Source organism: Rossellomorea sp. YZS02 (assembly GCF_033963925.1).
In the GTDB taxonomy this organism is placed as follows: domain Bacteria; phylum Bacillota; class Bacilli; order Bacillales; family Bacillaceae_B; genus Rossellomorea.
Genome location: NZ_JAXBLY010000011.1, coordinates 59606 through 78488 on the forward strand (window position 1 = coordinate 59606; position 18883 = coordinate 78488).

Annotated in this window: 25 protein-coding genes; 12 read left to right on the forward strand and 13 right to left on the reverse strand. The window is 43.9% G+C overall.

All coding sequences use genetic code 11. From position 1 onward, the window contains the following. Positions 1-42: 42 nt before the first annotated feature. The gene (locus SLH55_RS12220; protein ID WP_320323536.1) at positions 43-420 is read right to left on the reverse strand and encodes a substrate-binding domain-containing protein; all 378 of its coding nucleotides are present in this window, start codon (positions 418-420) and stop codon (positions 43-45) included. A gap of 19 nt (positions 421-439) precedes the next feature. On the opposite strand from SLH55_RS12220, the gene SLH55_RS12225 reads away from it, so the two are divergent. From SLH55_RS12225 to SLH55_RS12235, 3 genes are all read left to right on the forward strand, one after another. Beyond that, a complete protein-coding gene (locus SLH55_RS12225; protein ID WP_320323537.1) occupies positions 440-727 on the forward strand; it encodes a hypothetical protein in 288 nt (95 codons plus the stop codon). A 14-nt stretch (positions 728-741) separates the two neighbouring features. Next, the gene (locus SLH55_RS12230) at positions 742-1281 is read left to right on the forward strand and encodes a flavodoxin family protein (RefSeq protein ID WP_219166131.1); all 540 of its coding nucleotides are present in this window, start codon (positions 742-744) and stop codon (positions 1279-1281) included. 84 nt (positions 1282-1365) lie between these two features. Beyond that, positions 1366-1650: a hypothetical protein gene (locus tag SLH55_RS12235; RefSeq protein ID WP_257474878.1), complete on the forward strand. Its 285-nt coding sequence runs from the start codon at positions 1366-1368 to the stop codon at positions 1648-1650. Here the strand turns inward: SLH55_RS12235 and SLH55_RS12240 are convergent. Both SLH55_RS12240 and SLH55_RS12245 read right to left on the reverse strand, forming a co-directional pair. After that, positions 1556-2614 (reverse strand): nuclease-related domain-containing protein, encoded by a 1059-nt coding sequence (locus tag SLH55_RS12240; protein ID WP_219166130.1) that lies wholly within the window; start codon positions 2612-2614, stop codon positions 1556-1558. The two genes, SLH55_RS12235 and SLH55_RS12240, sit on opposite strands and share 95 nt — an antisense overlap. Before the next feature lie 207 nt (positions 2615-2821). Next, a complete protein-coding gene (locus tag SLH55_RS12245) occupies positions 2822-3250 on the reverse strand; it encodes a MarR family winged helix-turn-helix transcriptional regulator (protein WP_219166128.1) in 429 nt (142 codons plus the stop codon). Between the two features lie 171 nt (positions 3251-3421). On the opposite strand from SLH55_RS12245, the gene SLH55_RS12250 reads away from it, so the two are divergent. Both SLH55_RS12250 and SLH55_RS12255 read left to right on the forward strand, forming a co-directional pair. Continuing rightward, positions 3422-3844, forward strand: coding sequence for an organic hydroperoxide resistance protein (locus tag SLH55_RS12250; RefSeq protein ID WP_219166126.1), 423 nt, complete (start codon positions 3422-3424; stop codon positions 3842-3844). Positions 3845-3976: 132 nt separating this feature from the next. Beyond that, complete coding sequence (locus SLH55_RS12255; RefSeq protein ID WP_219166124.1) at positions 3977-4387, forward strand: VOC family protein; 411 nt, start codon at positions 3977-3979, stop codon at positions 4385-4387. A gap of 64 nt (positions 4388-4451) precedes the next feature. Here SLH55_RS12255 and SLH55_RS12260 read toward each other — a convergent pair whose 3' ends face one another. Genes SLH55_RS12260 through SLH55_RS12280 form a run of 5 tightly spaced genes read right to left on the reverse strand, consistent with a single transcriptional unit; the run spans position 4452 to position 8492 of the window. Continuing rightward, on the reverse strand, positions 4452-5096 hold the full coding sequence (locus tag SLH55_RS12260; RefSeq protein WP_320323538.1) for a Crp/Fnr family transcriptional regulator: 645 nt from the start codon (positions 5094-5096) through the stop codon (positions 4452-4454). Continuing rightward, entirely contained in the window at positions 5093-6232 is a 1140-nt protein-coding gene (msrB, locus tag SLH55_RS12265) for a peptide-methionine (R)-S-oxide reductase MsrB (RefSeq protein ID WP_413787092.1), read from the reverse strand. Before msrB ends, SLH55_RS12260 begins: the two co-directional genes overlap by 4 nt. Beyond that, positions 6232-7281 (reverse strand): HAMP domain-containing sensor histidine kinase, encoded by a 1050-nt coding sequence (locus tag SLH55_RS12270; RefSeq protein WP_320323540.1) that lies wholly within the window; start codon positions 7279-7281, stop codon positions 6232-6234. The genes msrB and SLH55_RS12270 overlap by 1 nt, the downstream gene beginning before the upstream one ends. Then, positions 7271-7975, reverse strand: coding sequence for a response regulator transcription factor (locus tag SLH55_RS12275; protein ID WP_320323541.1), 705 nt, complete (start codon positions 7973-7975; stop codon positions 7271-7273). The genes SLH55_RS12270 and SLH55_RS12275 overlap by 11 nt, the downstream gene beginning before the upstream one ends. A gap of 13 nt (positions 7976-7988) precedes the next feature. Then, a complete protein-coding gene (locus tag SLH55_RS12280; RefSeq protein WP_320323542.1) occupies positions 7989-8492 on the reverse strand; it encodes a DM13 domain-containing protein in 504 nt (167 codons plus the stop codon). 164 nt (positions 8493-8656) lie between these two features. Here SLH55_RS12280 and SLH55_RS12285 point away from each other — a divergent pair, with 164 nt between their 5' ends. The 3 genes from SLH55_RS12285 (at position 8657) to SLH55_RS12295 (ending at position 10814) form a co-directional block, all read left to right on the forward strand. After that, on the forward strand, positions 8657-9739 hold the full coding sequence (locus SLH55_RS12285; RefSeq protein WP_320323543.1) for an MBL fold metallo-hydrolase: 1083 nt from the start codon (positions 8657-8659) through the stop codon (positions 9737-9739). 58 nt (positions 9740-9797) lie between these two features. Continuing rightward, a complete protein-coding gene (locus SLH55_RS12290; protein ID WP_219166112.1) occupies positions 9798-10340 on the forward strand; it encodes a DUF6944 family repetitive protein in 543 nt (180 codons plus the stop codon). A 216-nt stretch (positions 10341-10556) separates the two neighbouring features. Further along, positions 10557-10814, forward strand: a complete 258-nt coding sequence (locus SLH55_RS12295; RefSeq protein ID WP_374939750.1) for a spore coat protein — start codon at positions 10557-10559, stop codon at positions 10812-10814. Between the two features lie 112 nt (positions 10815-10926). Here the strand turns inward: SLH55_RS12295 and SLH55_RS12300 are convergent, their stop codons facing one another. Both SLH55_RS12300 and SLH55_RS12305 read right to left on the reverse strand, forming a co-directional pair. After that, positions 10927-11904 (reverse strand): LLM class flavin-dependent oxidoreductase, encoded by a 978-nt coding sequence (locus tag SLH55_RS12300; RefSeq protein WP_320323544.1) that lies wholly within the window; start codon positions 11902-11904, stop codon positions 10927-10929. A 226-nt stretch (positions 11905-12130) separates the two neighbouring features. Further along, on the reverse strand, positions 12131-12979 hold the full coding sequence (locus SLH55_RS12305; protein WP_219166110.1) for a VOC family protein: 849 nt from the start codon (positions 12977-12979) through the stop codon (positions 12131-12133). 159 nt (positions 12980-13138) lie between these two features. Here SLH55_RS12305 and SLH55_RS12310 point away from each other — a divergent pair, with 159 nt between their 5' ends. Together SLH55_RS12310 and SLH55_RS12315 are read left to right on the forward strand one after the other, a co-directional pair. After that, positions 13139-13453, forward strand: a complete 315-nt coding sequence (locus tag SLH55_RS12310; RefSeq protein WP_219166108.1) for a winged helix-turn-helix transcriptional regulator — start codon at positions 13139-13141, stop codon at positions 13451-13453. 198 nt (positions 13454-13651) lie between these two features. Continuing rightward, on the forward strand, positions 13652-14866 hold the full coding sequence (locus SLH55_RS12315; protein ID WP_320323545.1) for an MFS transporter: 1215 nt from the start codon (positions 13652-13654) through the stop codon (positions 14864-14866). 87 nt (positions 14867-14953) lie between these two features. On the opposite strand, the gene SLH55_RS12320 is transcribed toward SLH55_RS12315, so the two are convergent. Further along, the gene (locus tag SLH55_RS12320) at positions 14954-15109 is read right to left on the reverse strand and encodes a DUF1540 domain-containing protein (RefSeq protein WP_079532121.1); all 156 of its coding nucleotides are present in this window, start codon (positions 15107-15109) and stop codon (positions 14954-14956) included. Positions 15110-15224: 115 nt separating this feature from the next. Beyond that, positions 15225-16430, reverse strand: a complete 1206-nt coding sequence (locus tag SLH55_RS12325; protein WP_219166104.1) for an MFS transporter — start codon at positions 16428-16430, stop codon at positions 15225-15227. Positions 16431-16568: 138 nt separating this feature from the next. On the opposite strand from SLH55_RS12325, the gene SLH55_RS12330 reads away from it, so the two are divergent. Together SLH55_RS12330 and SLH55_RS12335 are read left to right on the forward strand one after the other, a co-directional pair. Continuing rightward, positions 16569-17003, forward strand: a complete 435-nt coding sequence (locus SLH55_RS12330; RefSeq protein WP_219166102.1) for a MarR family winged helix-turn-helix transcriptional regulator — start codon at positions 16569-16571, stop codon at positions 17001-17003. 10 nt (positions 17004-17013) lie between these two features. Continuing rightward, on the forward strand, positions 17014-17769 hold the full coding sequence (locus SLH55_RS12335; protein ID WP_219166100.1) for a sugar phosphate isomerase/epimerase family protein: 756 nt from the start codon (positions 17014-17016) through the stop codon (positions 17767-17769). Positions 17770-17813: 44 nt separating this feature from the next. Here SLH55_RS12335 and SLH55_RS12340 read toward each other — a convergent pair whose 3' ends face one another. Further along, a complete protein-coding gene (locus SLH55_RS12340; RefSeq protein ID WP_320323546.1) occupies positions 17814-18794 on the reverse strand; it encodes a zinc-binding dehydrogenase in 981 nt (326 codons plus the stop codon). Between the last annotated feature and the right edge of the window lie 89 nt (positions 18795-18883).

Sequence of the window (18883 nt, forward strand, 5' to 3'; positions counted from 1 at the left end):
ATATTGATAGTTTTTCATATTATATATCAAAGATTTTGATGACTACGAAGTCAAGGCTGAAATGAATTGTGCAATCGGAGGCGTCAGCCACTTTTTCTTTTGATAAACGATCTGCGTATACACCGGGATTTTTTTATGATCAAAGGGGATTTGGACGACTTTCCCGCTCTCAATATCTTTCTTCACTGCTATCTCAGGCATGATGGCAAGGCCCAAATCATCCGCTACACATTGCTTTATGGCCTCTAAACTGCTGAAAGAGATGACCGATTTTGCCTGAATGTTTTCTTCTTTTAATAATTGCTCAAGCAGGACACGATACGAACATCCTTCCTCGGTCAGGATCAGTGTTTCAGTTTCAAGCTCTTTTAAGTTCATTTCTTTCAAGCCATTCAGACGGTGCCTTGGCGGGGCGATCATCACCAATTTCTCTTGACGAATGGGAATCGTCATCAAATCGGGATGTTCCGATAACTCCTTTGAAACGTTGCTTCCGTTCCCGAATGCTACCTATTTTGCCACCTATATCGGCGGTGCTGCCGCGGGGCTGAAGCTATTAAAGAATCATAAGATCGGACGGATCGCCTCCATGGCCTCCCTCGTTATGACTCTTGGATTCTTCCCGTTTCTCGGCTGGGTCGCTATTTACCCTATAAGCGTAGTATTGATCGTCTTCATATGGAATGCTAAGAAGAAAACGACACAAACGGTACAATTGAATTCATAGAGGAGTGTTGAAGTATGAAAGTATTAGCCCTTTTAGGAAGCACACGAAAAAATGGAAACTCAGAATACCTTGCAAAGAAAATCGTAGAAGGAACCGATCATACTGTCGTTTCCCTTGCCGACATGCATATCGAGCCGATCGAAGACCTTCGCCATTCTGAAGGAGGCTTCCTTCCCGTCGAGGATGATTACGAAAAGCTGGTCCATTTGATGGAAGAGCACGACGTTTTATTATTTGCGACTCCCCTTTATTGGTATGGGATGAGCGGCCCGATGAAGAACTTCTTTGACCGCTGGAGTCAGTACCTTCGTGATGAACGTTTCAATCTAAAAGAAGAGCTTACGAAAAAGAAAGCGTATGTAGTGATTACCGGAGGAAACTCCGCCAAGATAAAAGGACTTCCACTCGTTCAGCAGTTTGATTACATTTTTCAGTTCGTCAACATGGAATTCACAGACTATATGATCGGTGCAGGAGTCAAGCCTGGTGAAATTGTCAATGATACAGCAGCACTTGAGAAGGCTGAACGTTGGAATGACCGATTCAAATCATAGATGATCCCATTATGGGGTCATCTTTTTTAGTAATTTTTCCAGTTAAGGAAATAGTATGAGTAAAACCCTTATTGGAGGTTTACTATGGATTTCCCTACTATTCACACTAACTTCTGGGATGCCGTCATTGCGATTCCTGTTATTATCCTTTTAACTCAACTGATTAAAGTTTTATTTAAGCCACGGGCTTTTTTAGTCCCGAATATCGCCGTCATACTTGGACTGTTCATTTCCATTTTCATCAGTCACCGAGGACATCTCGTCACGGGTCTTTTCATGGGCTTTTTTTACGGATATGCGGCAATCGGGAATTATGCTTCTTTGAAGACAACGGTGCTGGCTTATCGGGGGGAGAAGGAGGAGACTTGATGAGTGGCGTTAAGTCGTAGGTTCTATCTTTTGTCGTGCCTGTGGATGGGAGGTTCAAGTTTTGAAGGAGCTTTCGTATAACCGAGATGGATTCAATCTTTAAGAACTTCCTTGCTTCCCTGTTCGTTATAAATGGTGTGCTCAGATAAATATAGTCTATCAATGCACTAATATGAGCATCTTTTTGAATGGATAGACAACTCATGCACCTCCACGTACCGCTTATTCTCTCCATGGAGACATGTTGACAATGAGCACAATAGACGCCGGTAAGGATTTCAGTTTGTGGAACATTGAATTGTTTTAGAACGTTGTAGGATTTAGGTGAATGGTTTTTCAATAAGAAGTTTGACCACTTGGATAGTTGTTTAGGAGTGAAAATAGGGGTTTGATAGGACTTGGTATAGTTTTCGATGAAGAAAAGAAGTTTAGGACTTCTAACCAGTCTTCGAAATACACTTTGGTCTTGCGGAGAATTTTTAATATAGGTATTGGTGTTGGTGAATACAACCAGATTCTCAATGGGAATAGCAGGACATTTATTTTCAATCAACCATCTTTCAAGGTTCTTCCTTTGATTTGAAGACTGGAGAATGGGATCAGGAAATACTTCCGTTGTACCGTTTAGTGTTCGAATCATTTGATTGTAAGTCGTATCAATGTAAATGTCACCTGAGATATTTTTCACTTCAAGAATGAGGATGAAATTCTTATGAAGAATGACGGTATCCATCTGAAAACAGGTTGATTGATGGCAAAGGCGCAGATCATGAAGGATAATATACTCTTTTACCGAGAGCTGTTTCAAATAATAAGAAAGTGACATTTCGCCGTTGTACCCAGCTCTGTATCTTGCCAACTGAATTTCAATTTCATGTCTTCCAATGTAGTATTTGGACAACCGCTTCAGTAATGCTTCAAGTTTGAAGATGATTTCAGGGGGTTCAAGCTCTTTTACGATCAATAGAATCACTCCTCTTAGATAAATGAGCTGAATTCAAGTCATTATAGGGGAGAATTTGGCCGAAATTCGTGAAAATTCAGCCGTTTCGCAAGAAAAACCAGCCGAATACCAGAAGAATCCGGCCGCTTTCACATAAAATCGAGCCAAAACAAACAATAATCCAGCCAATAACCAAATTATAACAATTGCATCCCGGGAAATATACAGTTAATTCTGCAGTCTATTCAAAATCGTCGTCAGCGTCTGATCCAGCTGATTTAACTCCTCACCGTCCATCTCAAGACGCTCCAATAAACGGGTCGGGACACATTCTGCTTTTTCCTTGAGGTCTCTTCCTCTTTCAGTAAGACTGATGACAACACTCCGCTCATCCTCTTTCGATCGTGTCCTTTCAACAAGTCCGTTTGCTTCCATCCTTTTCAACATGGGTGTCAGTGTGCCTGAATCCAGGAAAAGCTTCCTCCCGAGTTCCTTCACAGATATTGTTTGTTCTTCCCATAAAACGAGTAAAGCCAGATACTGAGGATACGTGACTCCGATTTCCTCCAGCAGGCTCCGGTAGAGCTTCGTTATCTCACGCTCAGCAGTGTATATTTTAAAGCAGATTTGATTTTCCAATAAAAGTGGATCTTTCATACATGTCGATTCCTTTCTTGAAACATACTAATTGAGATTATCATACAAAAAAGACTATCATTTATCAAATTTAATTTTACACAACTAAATTGTTGACAATTTTAATCAAGACCGATACAATTGGTTTTGTAGAATTAAGTTGTACACAACACAAATTGAGGAGTGAATAAAATGGATGCATTATACACAGCAAAAGCCACGGCTGAAGGCGGCCGCGCAGGAAAAGTAAAAAGCAGTGACGGAGTATTGGATGTGGCACTAGCCATGCCAAAATCACTTGGTGGCAACGGGGCTGAAGGAGCAACAAATCCGGAGCAGCTATTTGCAGCAGGATATGCGGCTTGCTTTGACAGCGCACTTAATTTAGTCGCTCGTCAGGAAAAGAAGAAAATTGAATCCAAGGTAACGGCGGAAGTCTCCATCGGTAAAGATACGGATGGCGGATTCAAGCTGGGCGTAGCGCTAGTCGTAGGTGTCAGCGGCGTCGAATTGGACGAAGCGAAGCAATTAGTAGAAAAAGCCCATGGTGTTTGCCCATATTCAAAAGCAACAAGTGGGAATATCGAAGTTGAATTACAAACTGAATTAATCTGATCACTTAGGATGGGTCTTTCAAGATCCATCCTTTTTTTTCTGAGAAAAACGAACGTTTGTTCTTGTTTTTAATCACACTCTTGTTCTATAATAAAAGAGAACAAAAATTCATCGGTATTGGAGTGGAAATTGATGAAACATCAAGCTACACCTTATTTTAGTTTTGATGGGCAGGCAAGAGACGCATTGGAGTACTACAAAGAAGTATTCGAAGGGGAAGCGCTGGGGATCCAGACATTCGGCGAGGCAGATTTTCCGAGTCCTCCTGAAATTTCAGATCACATCATGCACGCTCAATTTAAAAAAGGAGAGCTTTTCTTTATGATATCTGACAGCTTTCCTGGCCAAGCCCCGACTGTGGGCAATCATATTTCACTTGTCCTCGAACTGGAAAGTGAAGAGGACATCCATACTTATTACAAACGATTAACTGAAAAAGGAAACGTCGTAATGGAGCTTCAAGATACGTTCTGGGGCGCGATCTATGCCAAGGTAAAGGATCCTTTCGGCATCACCTGGGACCTTAATTACACAAAAAAATAAACTAAAAAGGCTACTGCGTCACAAGCTTCCGCAGTAGCCCTCTTAAAAATCCCCGTACCTCTTATCACACACCGATGCTGAAATCTGCCCCTTTCATAATATGATAATACTTATCGATTTTCTGGATGTGACCTTCGGATATGAGTTGTTTCGTCAGGCTGGTAACGGTTTCCCTTGTAGATCCGATGAAGCTTGCGATATCCTGGTGGGTAAGAGGAACATTGATTTTCATATAATTTCCTTTCATTTCTCCAAAACGAGGCATCAGGAAGGTCATGAGATGAAGGATTCTTTCTTTGACGGGGGCAAACATAATACGTTCAAGGAATATACTCCTCTGTTTCATATGCTGATTGAGGGCAGAATATAATTCAGTCAAGGTCGGTTGATGTGTGACCCCAATGCGCTCCACCTGTTTATTAGAGATCACCCGGACTACCGCTGTATCGATCGCTTCTGCATATACACCGTCATCGTCTAAACTAAAGCGTGGTATATTACTGAAGAATTCACCTTCCCCAAGAACAATCAGTATGGTTTTTCGGCCATCCTCACTATTCTTATAAAGTTTTATTTTTCCCGATTGGATCATATAAAGATTCTTGCTCAAAGAAAAAGGCTGATAGATCACCTCTTTTTTTGAGTAGTTTACGAGCCTCCCTGACAAATCTTCCATAAAGGGAGTCGACCTCAATGTTGCTGAACTCATGACGCCTCCTCCTCATCACTTTCAAATTCTGATACAAACTCACCGTAACCCTGCTCTTCCAATTCATCTTTCGGGATGAATTGGAGTGCTGCTGAATTCATACAGTATCTCAATCCTGTAGGCTCGGGTCCATCTTCGAATACATGACCCAAATGGGAGTCTGCGTGTCTACTTCTGACCTCCGTACGAACCATGAACAACTTGCGGTCCTCTACTTCAACAATATTGTCTTCCACGAGTGGTTTGGTGAAACTTGGCCATCCTGTTCCACTCTTGTATTTATCCTTCGAGCTGAAAAGAGGTTCACCTGAGACTATGTCAACATAGATCCCCTCATCCTTGTTATCCCAATATTCATTCTTGAAGGCTTCTTCAGTTGCCTCTTCCTGAGTGACTTTGTATTGGAGTTCCGTCAGCTTTTCTTTTAATTCATCATCCGTATAGGAAGGATAAAGGGAGTTGGTTTCGAGTTTGATATGCCTATCTTTCCCCCAGGCCTCATCCAGAAAATCATCCCTTCCTGAATTGCTTCTGTAGAATTTATAGCTTAATTTATTTTTCTTATAATAATCCTGATGGTACTCTTCTGCTTTGTAGAACGTTTTAGCCGGTTTGATTTCTGTTACAACCTCTTCTTTAAAAGGTCCTGAGTCTGCCAATTCCTTCTTAGACTCCTGAGCGGCTTTCATTTGTTCTTCGCTATGATAGAAAATCCCGCTCACGTATTGAGGTCCCCGGTCGACAAATTGTCCTCCGGCATCCGTCGGATCAATCTGTCTCCAGAAGATCGTTAATAATTGTTCATACGATATCACATCGGGATCATATTCGATTTGAACCGCTTCTACATGTCCCGTTTGTTTAGAAGATACTTCGTCATAGGTCGGATTTTTTTCTTCTCCTCCTGTGTATCCTGAAATGACTGAGTAAACGCCGTCCAGTTTTTCAAAGGGCGGTTCCATACACCAGAAGCATCCCCCTGCAAAGGTGGCGAGTGCATGGTTTTCATCGACCTTGTTCGTTACCGCTTCACTGCCCAATGATTTCTGAGTTAGGCTTGCATACAGTTTCGGTCCGAAGAAAGCCCCAAGACCCACTACTAAAAGTAATCCGAGGCCAAGCGTTATTTTTTTCATCATCTCTCCTCCTTGCTACTTTCTATAGGTATTCGAAACCAAAAGGTGCTGCCAGAATATCCATCGCTTTCCACACCAATTTCACCACCGTGAAGGTCGATGATTTCCTTACAGATAGATAATCCGAGGCCTGATCCCCCTCCCTCTTTGTTACGGGATTTCTCTACCCGGTAGAATCGCTCAAAGATAGAACCCTGTTCTTCAATGGGAACTCCCTTCCCCTCGTCTGTCACTGAGAATTCCATTTGTTCCTCTCGTGTTACTGCCCTTATCTCCAGTGAGGTGTGGGGGGATGAAAAAGAAAGTGCGTTTTGGATCAGGTTGGTCATCACCCTCTTGATATGAACAGGCATTAACGGGATCATAGGGAGATTCTCATCGTATTCCACTTTCACCTCTATCCCTTTCTCCTGTATTTTTTGTTCGAACTGCTGAATGGTATCAATCAACAACTGATCAATTGGAGCAGGAGATGGATTCCAAGCAAGCTTTCTGTTTTCAAGCTGAGAAAACTCCAGCACTTCTTCAATCAAAAGACTTAACTTTTCCGTTTCCGTTAAAATCGTTTCAAAATATCGTTTCCGTGTCTCCGGATCTTCAATGATGTCATCATTCAATGCCGCTACAAAGGAGTGGATGGATGACAACGGTGTCCTGAGATCATGAGATACATTGGCAATGAGTTCACTTTTAAATTTTTCCGATTCCTTTAATTCACCAAACATGCCTTCGATCCTTGAGGACATATGATTAAAGTTAGCCGCGAGCTCTTTGATTTCCTGTGGTCCCGCTTCTGTCACCTTCACATCAAAGTCGCCGTCAGCCATCCTCCCCGCCTCCCTGCTCATCTGTTTCACGGATTTTAATAAGGGGGATGTAATCATCAGATTCACGGCAAAAGATAGAAGTCCTGCTCCCAATGTAATAAGTGAAAGAAGAATGATTATATCGGTTGAAATGAACATTTGGACATACGATATGGTAAGGAAAGCAAGAATCACTCCCAGGGAAATCGTGTTGGCCAAAATTAGGAGAGTTCTAATCTTCATCATGATGCTCCCCTTCAAATTTATAACCGATTCCCCATACGGTTTTGATCCACCGGGGCTCGGAAGGATCCTTCTCGATTTTTTCCCTCAGCCTGCGGATATGGACGTTGATTGTATTGGCATCTCCCATATATTCATATCCCCATAATGTTTCTATCAGCTGTGATTTCGAGAAAACCTGTGAAGGATGTTGAGCCAGCAGAGATAATAGCTCAAACTCCTTCACGGTCATCTCGACTTCGAATCCGTGTGAAACCACTGTCCGTTTATTCCGGTCAATCTGAAGGTCCATCCACTTAAGAACATCCTGTTGCTCTTCCGCAGCTGCTGAATAAGTTCTTCGTAATACGTTTTTGACCCGAAGTAACAGCTCACGGGGACTGAATGGTTTCGTGACATAATCGTCTGCACCTATCGTAAGACCATAAATCCGGTCCTTCTCTTGACCTAGTGCTGTCAGCATGATGATCGGTGTGTCATGATCTTCCCTTATTTTTTCTGCTACCTGCCAACCATCCATTTCAGGCATCATGATGTCAAGGATCACAATATCCGGATTGAATGAATGATACCCTTTGATTGCTTCTATTCCGTTGGAGGCCGTACTTACATCAAATCCCTCCCGTATAAGATAGCGTGAACAAACATCCACGATATTTTCTTCATCGTCTACCAACAGCACTTTTTTTGCCACGTTGAACGCCCCTTTACATGCCAGTAAGTAATTCAGCAATACCAAAATCTACATTGAATTGTTTACACCAAATCACGATCTTCATCCCCGCTGTCGCTTTATCATTAGGGATCTCATAATTTTGATTACCGATGTTTCCTTTTAACTTGCCAAGAGAAATTCCTTCTGCGGTTTCTTGATCCGCCCCTACTAAGTAAACGTAAAGATCCGGCCCATTGGTCACTTCAAAATTTTCCAATCGAACATGTTGTTCAGAAACCATCACGCTCCCTTTGGCCACGTGATCAGAATCCGCCCCTTTAAACGTTCCCATGAGTTCATTTACTTTCATTGTATCGTTTGTCATGGCGTCTGGCGAAGATGAGTCGGTTTCTTTCATCATCCCGTCTTCATTCTCTTTCATATTAGTAGCTAAAGGTGATTCGTTTACAACCTTGTCGAAGAAAAGCGGTGAAACGAGCCACCACCCCACTCCCAAAACCCCTGCTGCAACGATTCCAATAACCCATCTTTTCAATACGATCATCCTCTCTTTCCCAATTAACTGTAGTATAAAAAACAAACCTTATGGAATCTTAACGGAATCCTTAATTAATTCTTAAATGTACATCGGACTTCGTTTTGGACAGGTTCACGCGAATCTGAGATAGTAAAAGATATTGAACGAAAAGGAGACTATCCATGCTTATTACTCTAGTATTGATCTTTGCAATCATTTTGACCGGTTTCCTCGTTGTACGGTATTATCCCGCATTTGGTAGAAAGCCATCCGTGGAGAGAGTGCGCTTATCTCCTCAATATTCAAAAGGCTCATTTCAAAATTCAGTCCCCACATCTATGGATTCCAGCTTTTCTTCGACCGTATCGATGGTTCGCGATCTGGCAAAGAGAAACGCTAATCGCAAACCCGCTGATGATATTCCAAGAGTAGCCTTTCCTTCCATAGACCATCCTCCGGGTGTTACGAATGTAACGTGGTTCGGGCACTCTGCCTCTATGATTGAAATCGATGGGAGGAGGTTATTACTTGATCCCATGTTTGGAAGATCCCCCTCTCCATTCCAGTGGATAGGTGGAAAAAGGTACAGTAAGGAGCTGCCATTTCAAATCGATGAGCTTCCTTCGATTGATGCGGTGATTTTCTCCCATGACCATTACGATCATCTCGATTACGGCACGATTCGAAAGCTTAAGAAAAAAGTGAACCAATTCTTTGTACCGCTTGGGGTGGGAAGTCATTTGGAGCGGTGGGGAGTGGAGACTGATCATATCGTAGAGCTTGATTGGTGGGACGAGATGGAGTGGAATGGCCTTACACTGGCCTGCACTCCTGCCAGGCATTTCTCCGGGCGAAGCTTGCATGATCGTAACGCTTCTTTATGGTGTTCTTGGTGTATCATCGGCTCCTCTTCTAAAATCTTTTTTAGCGGGGATAGCGGATTCGGTCCTCACTTCAAGGAAATCGGGGAACAGTATGGACCATTTGATTTGACCCTCATGGAATGCGGTCAATACGATCCTAGATGGGCACCGATTCATATGCTTCCCGAAGAGACGGTAGAGGCTCACCTCGATGTAAAAGGAAAAACACTCTTGCCCATTCATTGGGGGGCATTCACACTATCCTTTCATGAATGGACAGATCCCATAAACCGGGTGACCAGGAGAGGAGAGGAACTGAATGTTCCCATTGCCACCCCGAAGATCGGGGAGACTTTCCTTGTGAAGGGAGATAGCTTACCGTCTTCGAAATGGTGGGAATGAACACATAATCGCCCTGTTGTATACAATATCTAAGAACTACAAAGTAGGCGATTATACTATGAGCAATGAGCAAAAAGCCACGTTCGGAGCCTGGGTCGCGGCCATCGGGACTGTTATTGCAGCGATTGGCAGCACCCCGATCAAGAGTATCCCAAAAGATACATTAAGGTCGTTCAATCTCATAGGAAATGAATTACAGGCAACCGGGAATGCCCTTGAAGCAGATGCCATTGAGGACTTCTCGCTGACGAAAGCCGGAAATGAAATTCAAGCCGTAGGAAACGTAACCGTCATTGCCGGAATTGTGATTGATTTTAATGATATCATCAAGCAAGAGCTTAATATCAAAGGGAACCTCCTTCAGGCATTAGGGGGATCTGCCGCTCTTTACGATTCCTTTAATGAAGAACATTCTCTTGATGTCCTTTATTCGATATATGGGAATCTTCTCCAGATCATCGGTAACTCCCTTCAAGCCATCTCCGGCATCCTCGAATTAAATAATAGAGACAGCGGGAATATTAACGTCGTTGGAAGCTGGATTCAAGCGATTGGAGCCATTATATCAGCACTCGTTCAAACTAAAGATTCCTCTACTTGAAGTTGCTTTACATATTCTCTTCAGAATGTAGAGCAACTAGCATCATTTGCTCTACATCAATGATTATTTAAGAAGGATTTTCCCGATAAAAGCAGATCCTTCTTGAGCCTCCAAACTGGGTACATTTTCATAAAATCTCTCTATATGGGTTAACGCCCATACCATTTCGGTGTGGAAAGAATACTCATAACCTAGATAGAGAGGAGGTTTTATGCTTTGAATGGTTTTCAGACAGTAAGCAGCGAGCACTTTATGAATTATGGTGATTTTCGTCGCCCGATCGGACGGAGACCCGGATTTGGATATGGCGGATTCGGAAGACGCCCGTTTGGATTCGGCTTCAGCCCATTTGTAGGCGGACTTGCGGGAGGATTATTGGGAGCGGCATTATTGAGCCCTGGTTATGGATATGGGTACGGTTATGGATATCCGCCACCTTATTATGGTTATCCTCCATACCCCTATTATTATTAATATCATACAACTTAAAGAGGAACCCGCTTGCCACTGCAGGAAATCGGGTTCCTTTTCCTATTTTCAGAGCTGATGATGAGTGAGGCGCTTATATGCATTTGGCAGGACATGACTAAAGAACAGCCTCAGCCACTAACTCATATGACCTTAATTTATCTTCGAATTTCGCTACATTAGTTATGATCATAAATTCATCGGTTTGATACACTTCACTTAGCATCTCGAGCTCTTCCTTCACTTTTTGGGGAGTCCCTATGATGGTTCTTCTCCTGTTTTCTTTTACTTTTTCTTTCTCAAAATCTGATAGTACCCTTGCCTTCGCTTCTTCCTTTGCAGGAATTTCGGTGTCCCTTCCCTTCTCTACAGCCAATAGCCACAAATCCTGGGTAAGCGCTATTTCTTCTGCTTCCGCCTGGGTAGGAGCACAAACAACAAAGATACACACATTACTCTTAGGTTGAGATAAGGAGTGAGAAGGCTGAAAGTGAGAATGATAATAATCCAGCGCCCTTTTCCCATTTACCGGATTGATGAAGTGACCAAACGTAAAAGCCGTACCCTTTTCAGCTGCCACCCGGGCACCACGATGAGTGATCCCAAGTATCCATGGGAGTGGAGGAGCCGTTACGTCGGGATACGCCTTTACTGATTGATCCGGAGAGAGATGCAAATACTCCTGTAATGCTGCCACTTGTCCTGGAAACTCATTCATACTTTTTTTCAACCCATCCGTGAGAGCCAGTCTTGTCTCATATGAACCCCCGGGCGAACGCCCAATTCCAAGATCAATCCGATTAGGAAAAAGAGTTTCTAACACCTTGAAGTCCTCTGCAATCTTATAAGGGCTGTATTGGGGAAGCAGGACACCCCCAGACCCGACCCTGATTGAATCCGTCATGGACGCAATATGTGAAATCAACACCTGGGGAGCAGAGCCTGCGAGACCATTCGTATTATGATGCTCCGCCACCCAAAACCGTGTATACCCCAGTTCCTCCGTTCTCCTGGCAAGACGAACCGTATTCCTCAACGCAGTCTCTGCATCCTCCCCCCTCGATATCACAGACTGATCCAACACACTCAACTTCATTCCCAACACTCCCCTTTCCATATGTATTTCCCTTAGTATGTGCCCACCATTATCCCACTACCATCCCCTGAAATAAAAATAAACTGCTTAGAGGGACGGACCTCGATTTTTGGAGAGTAAATACAAGAACGCCTCCTAGAAAGGGCTGTTCAAAACGCGAGGCATCAATGTTTATTTTGGAATGGGAAGAGGGACGGACCTCGATTTTCGAGGTCCGTCCCTCTCTTTACAAGCTTAAGTAGATGCAGTTACCGGATGGGTCACGGGTGAGGAGTCTTCCTTCTTGTTCCTGGATGAATGCTCCGATGGATTGAAGGTTGTTAATGGCAATGCTTCGCTTTTCTTCACTGGGGAAGTGCAGGGTGAACCAGTTGAGTCCTGCACTGTTTTCCGGAGGAGTCGGTGCGCCGACCCCGTTCCAGGTATTCAGTCCAATGTGATGATGGTACCCTCCGGTCGAAATGAAGAGTGCCTGATTCCCAAAACGGCTGACAACGTCGAAGCCAAGGCCTTTCCCGTAGAATTCTTCCGCTGACTTCAAATCTGAAACGTGAAGATGGATATGGCCCATCACCGTATCGGCAGGAAGCCCATCCCACGCTTCCCCCTCCGCCTCGGCTACTATTCCCCGGGCATCGATGGGATCTACCGCCATCTCTACCTGGCCGCTATTCCATGTCCAATCCTCCGATGGACGGTCCCTGTATATTTCGATTCCATTTCCATCGGGATCTGACAAGTAAAGAGCCTCACTGACAAGATGATCGGACGAGCCCAGCTGTATATTCAGCTTGATCAAGTGAGCCAACAGCTTCCCAAGGTCTGCTCTAGTAGGCAACAACAAGGCGAAATGATATAAGCCTGTCGTCCGCTGCTCTTTGGGCATGATATGCTCAGGCTGGTCCAAAGTTAACAGTGGATGACTTCCGTCTGCTGACAACGTTGCACTCTTCTCAGTTTGGTTCAGAACATTGAAGCCGAGCACTTTCTGGTAAAAGGATAGAGATCGGTGTAGATCCTGTACTTTCAGACTTACTTCTCCGACAAATACATGGGGATATTTATGAAAGTTCATCTTTATTTCCTCCGTTTATATTGATGTTTATTTATAGGTTACTTTATGTAACTTATTTTAAATAAATAACTAAAAACCGTCAAGTAATCAACTTACTATAAAAAGATGAATATGGTATACTACTAACTAGATTTTTCACTGATGAATGGAGGCATTTTTATGAATCAATCCGACATATGCCCACGATTTGAAAAAGCCATCGGTATTTTAAGTCAGCGATGGACAGCCCTTATCATCTACCAACTGCTTTCCGGTCCACAGCGAAACTGCACCATTAAGGACGCCATCGGAATCAGTGGCAGACTCCTTTCAGAACGTCTAAAGGACCTTGAGCAGGAAGAAATCGTCAGACGGGACGTCTACCCTGACACACCCGTACGCATAGAATATTCGTTAACAGAGAAAGGCTATTCTTTAGAGCCTTTGATGAAAAATATAGAGAAGTGGTCTCAGGAGTGGATTGAGAAGGGATAAGAACTCGTCAGGTTTGGCGGGTTTTTTGTTTTGGGATATTTTTGTTGAAAGATAGGATTTAACGAGTGTCTTTTCTCGTTCCGGTGGTGGGGAGGTTCAAATACAGTCCCACAAAAAAACCATTCCCTTCCCATCCCACCCATAGTATATTTAGAGTAACGAAATAAATCGAAATCGACTGCGAGGGACGGACCTACTATGTGGAAAAATAAAAATGTGTGGATCTTATTGATCGGAGAATTTATCGCCGGGCTTGGATTATGGCTGGGGATCATCGGAAATCTGGAGTTTATGCAGGAAAAGGTGCCATCTGACTTCCTGAAGTCGGTCATCCTGGCTTCGGGGCTTCTCGCGGGTCTTGCTGTCGGACCTTTAGCCGGCAAAATAACGGATCAAGCGAATAAAAAAACCTTCATGCTCGTATCGGGTTTCACACGGGCGCTGAGTGTTGTTTTCATGTTGATTGCCATATACACAGGATCGGTACTATGGATGGTCGTCTTCTTGGTGAGCATCCAAATTTCTGCCGCTTTTTATTTTCCTGCTCTTCAGGCTGCCATTCCCATGGTAGTAAAAGAAAAAGAGCTACTGCAAATGAACGGGGTGCATATGAATGTGGCCACTCTTTCGAGGATTCTGGGTACGGCATTGGCGGGGATCCTGCTGGTCATCATATCACTCTCGATGCTGTATGTTCTTTCCCTGGTGGCTTATCTCGCGCTGTTCATCATGACCTGGTTCCTGACAATCGATGAAAAACAACAGGAAACTCCTCAGGGCACAAAACCAAAAGCGGCAGGATTCAAGGAAGTATTTCCGGTCATCAAAAGTCTTCCCATCGTATTCATGACACTTGTCATGACACTCATCCCGCTACTCTTTATCGGTGGCTTCAACTTGATGGTCATCAATATCAGTGAGCTTCAGGACAGTTCCGCCATTAAAGGGTGGATTTATACAGCGGAAGGAATTGCATTTATGACTGGGGCATTTGCGGTAAAGAAAATCGGCGAAACGGTCTCGCCCTATAAAATCCTGTTCACTTTCAGCTTTGTGATCGGGATAGCGCAAATGCTCCTCTACTTTGCCACAAGCCCCGTGATGTCTGTGCTTGCGTTCACAGTCTTTGGCTTTTCTGTCGGATGCTTCTTCCCGACAGCTGCCACCATTTTTCAAACCAGGATCCCGAAAGAATTCCACGGCCGGTTCTTTTCGTTCAGAAATATGCTCGACAGGCTGATTTTTCAGGTTGTCCTGCTATTAACCGGGCTCCTGCTGGATCTTGTCGGACTGAAGATCATGACGGTCCTATTCGGCTGCCTTTCCCTAGTGATGACTGGGCTTTTCTATTCAAAATATAGGCAACTTCGGACGACCACCCTCTCAGAACAAGCTGGTCAGGCTCACATTTAATTGTGAGCTTTTTTGTATAATAATGAGAATTGTTATCAATACTACATAAAAAGAAGACAACCACGCCTATGGTTGCCCTCTCTTATGTTACATACCTGGTTCGAATGTTTTGCAATCCGTTTCTTCGCTGTTATGTGCCTTGTTCCCTTTATGACTGACAACGAAAATCTGATCGGCAGAACATTTCTTCCCTTCACTGTTGTACCTGCAGTTACTTACTTCACAAAGTACGTCTTGTGCCATGGTATACACCTCCCCTATACCTTTAGAGTGTACGTTTCGTTTCAGGTTCATACCTTCACTTTAACCTCTGATCACAAAAAGGGGACTCACCTCAGTAAGGTTAGCCCCCTTTACCTTATAACTCCAATGCCTCCCCTTGATTCACAGCCATTCTTCTTCGTTTCGTCACAATTTTATATACTGCCACAGTAAGCAAGATCACCCCGCAGCAAATGATATATAAGGTCGAAAACCCAAAATGCGCCGAAACTACCCCCAACACAAACGATCCAATTGCAATCCCCAAGTCATAAAAAATGAAGAAAGTGGCCGTTGCATGCCCTGTTCTTCCTTTAGGTGCAGCCTGTATGGACATGGTCTGAAAACTTGGAAGCAAAGCACCGTAACCGAGTCCGATCAGGGATCCTGCAACCAATAATGTAGAAACCGAATGCGCGGCGCTCAATAGAAGCAATCCAACGGCAAAAATCATAAGGGATGGATATATGACCGAGTTCGGCCCCGATCGATCGAATAAACGACCTGTATAGGGTCGCGACAGCAGCATGGCCGCTGCAAACACGACGAAAAATAAACTGACCGATTCAAATAGACCGACAGATTTGGCATACACGGATATAAATGACATGATTCCGGAGTAGGCAAATGAAGTTAAAAAGCCCACCAATGCAATCGGGACCGCCTTCACTTCCATTAAATCCTTGAGTGTCAACCGTTTTGATACCCCGGCTTTCGTTTCGTCCTCCGACACCTCGATCCCGAATGAGCAGAGAAAACCGATGACGATGATCCATGAAAGCCCCATGAACAAAGAGGTGTACGGGATCCATCTAATGAGGGCCAATGAAAGAAATGGTCCCACCACCACAGCCAGATTCATCGACATGGCAAAGTAGCCAAGTCCTTCCCCTTTCCTGTTCGCTGGAATCATATCCGCGGCAATCGCCACTAAGACCGTCGATCCGATACTGAACCAAATTCCATGGAAGAAGCGAAGCCCCATTAAAACATAAAAATCATTTACCCAGAAATAAATGAAAGTAGAAATACCGAACATCAACACACTGGTGATCAGCGTCTTTTTCTTGCCTAACAGTTCAATGATTTTTCCCGAAAACGGACGAACAAGTATGGCCGATAATAAGAATACCGTGGTGGCAAGCCCCGCCTGCCCTTCTGTTCCATGAAGTTCATCGATTACATACAGAGGTAGGATGGTTAACAGTGAGTAAAACACTAAAAACAGAAAAAAATTATTCAGTAACGCCATATAAAATGGCCTCGTCCAGATGGTTTGTGTCGTTGTATGTTCCACAATCATTCTCCTTCGTTCAACTAGTTGTTACACTAATTATATCTACAACATGTATATTTGTAAATATAGTTGTTGTGACAATTAATTTTATATCTGTCGAATTTCATGTATGATAAAGAAAAGACTAAAAGAAGGTGAAAAACCGTGAAGACGACCCGCGATGAAACCATTGGCTTGTATACAAGCCACACAGTAAAAAATATCATTCGATTCCTCACCGTGAATCTGAAAGATTTCGATGTGACGCCTGAGCAGTGGACCGTTTTGAAGAGGCTCGCCGAACAAGATGGAATCAGCCAAAAACAACTGGCCATGAAGTCAGAAAAAGATCAGCCTACCGTGACCAGAATATTGGATATATTGGAAAGAAAAGAGCTGATCTACAAACAGAAAAACACAGAAGATAGAAGGTCCTTCCTTATCTTTATCACGGAAAAAGGAATGACAGCCAAGAATGAGCTATCCCCTTTTATAGAGGAATTATATGAAGAGACAATTCTTAAAGGAATTTCAGAGGAGGAATTAGAAGTATATAAAAGCGTGCTTTCTCAAATCAACGCGAACATGACCAGAGAATAGGAGTGACGGTATGAAAAAAATCCCTGTTGCCCTCCAGATGTATACGCTTAGGAACGAGGCGGAAAAGGATTTCAGAGGTACCCTGCAAAAGGTGGCTGAATTGGGGTATGAGGGTGTCGAGCTTGCGGGCTATGGAGGTTTTTCTTCCAAAGAATTGAAGAAAGTACTCGATGATCTGGGACTTCAGGCGGTCTCCAGTCATATCCCACTGACTGATCTTAGAACCCGTTTGGATGATGTGATTACCGATCAGCTTGAGCTCGGCAGCCGCTACATCGTATGTCCATACTTGTCTCCTGAAGAACGAACAGAGGAAGATTATTTTCGTTTGATCGATGATCTGAACACCATTGGTGCCAAATGCTTTCAAGCTGGGCTTACCCTCTGCTATCATCATCATGATTTCGAATTAACGACCCTTTCCAATGGGAAAACGGCTCTTGAGACGATTCTTTCAGAAACGAACCCCCTTTGGGTAAAAGCCGAGTTTGATATTTACTGGCTGACATTTGCCGGGGAGCATCCGGTGGAGTGGCTGAAGCGTTACCAAGGTCGGGCTCCTCTTGTCCATTTAAAGGATATGACGACGGACGGAGAGCGTTTTTTTGCTGAATTGGGATCGGGTGGCGTTGACATCGCTTCTGTCCTGAACTATGGCATGCATAGTGATGTGGACTGGTGGATCGTCGAACAGGACCAGTCAAAGATCCCTCCCATCGACAGCGTCCGAAAAAGCCTTGAATACTTACGACACAACAGCATTTAATGGGAAAAGGAGAGCCGCATAAATCACGGCTCTCCTTTTTACCATTATTTTAATTTCGCTACAATCTTACCTTTTACATGTCGTTCGGATAAACGGCTCAGGGCTTCAGGTACTTCGTCAAGAGTGACCGGCTCTTTCAGCATGGCTTCCAGCTTCCCGTGCTCCAGAAGGGAAAGCATCTCATCCCCGATTACCGCAAAATCCTCCTGCGCTTTCATATCATTCGTTTGATGGGCCGCTGCAAGAGCGATCTCATGGTACGAAACGACTTTCGTGAAAGGTTTGATCTTCGTGACATCAGGGGCACCTGCAATGTAAACCATATGACCCATGTATGCGAGTGCATCAAGGGAATCGGTCGCACTCTGTCTGCTTACCGCATCCACGACAGCGTCAACACCACGGCCATCCGTTATTTCCATCACTTTTGCATTCACGTCTTCTTCTCTGTAATCGATGACATGATCGGCCCCAAGAGATTTCACATATTCATGATTGTGACGGGACGCAGTGGATATGACTGTCTTTCCGGCAAGTTTCGCAAGCTGTACACCGAATCCGCCTACACCACCTGCACCTCCATGAATCAAAATCGTATCAATCTGGTCAAGGGGCAATTTACGGTGAATAGCCTGATAGGCCGTATAGCCCGCCGTCGGAAGAGCAGCCGCATCTTCAAAGGAAACGCTGTCCGGGATACGTGAAACCGTATGTGCCGTGATGATCGCGTATTCAGCATATCCGCCTTTTTTCGTGAAGTCACCATGATAAACGACACGGTCACCCTCCTTGAATTCTGTTACTCCTTCTCCAACTTCTGCGATCACACCTGCTACATCCAAACCGAGGATGTGGGGATAGGACCAAGCAGGCATCCCATTCGTCGCTGTCTTATAATCAACCGGATTCAGCCCAACTGCATGTACCTCCACGAGAAGTTCTCTTTTTTCCGGTGAAGGCGTTTCGATTTCCTCCACCTGCATGTCTTTCCATAAACCTTTATCCTTTAATAATAGAGCCTTCATTATATTCATCTCCTTAAGAGCGTTATGATTATTTTGCTTACATGGTATATAATATATACTATAAACTCGTTAAACAAGTAGGCACTATT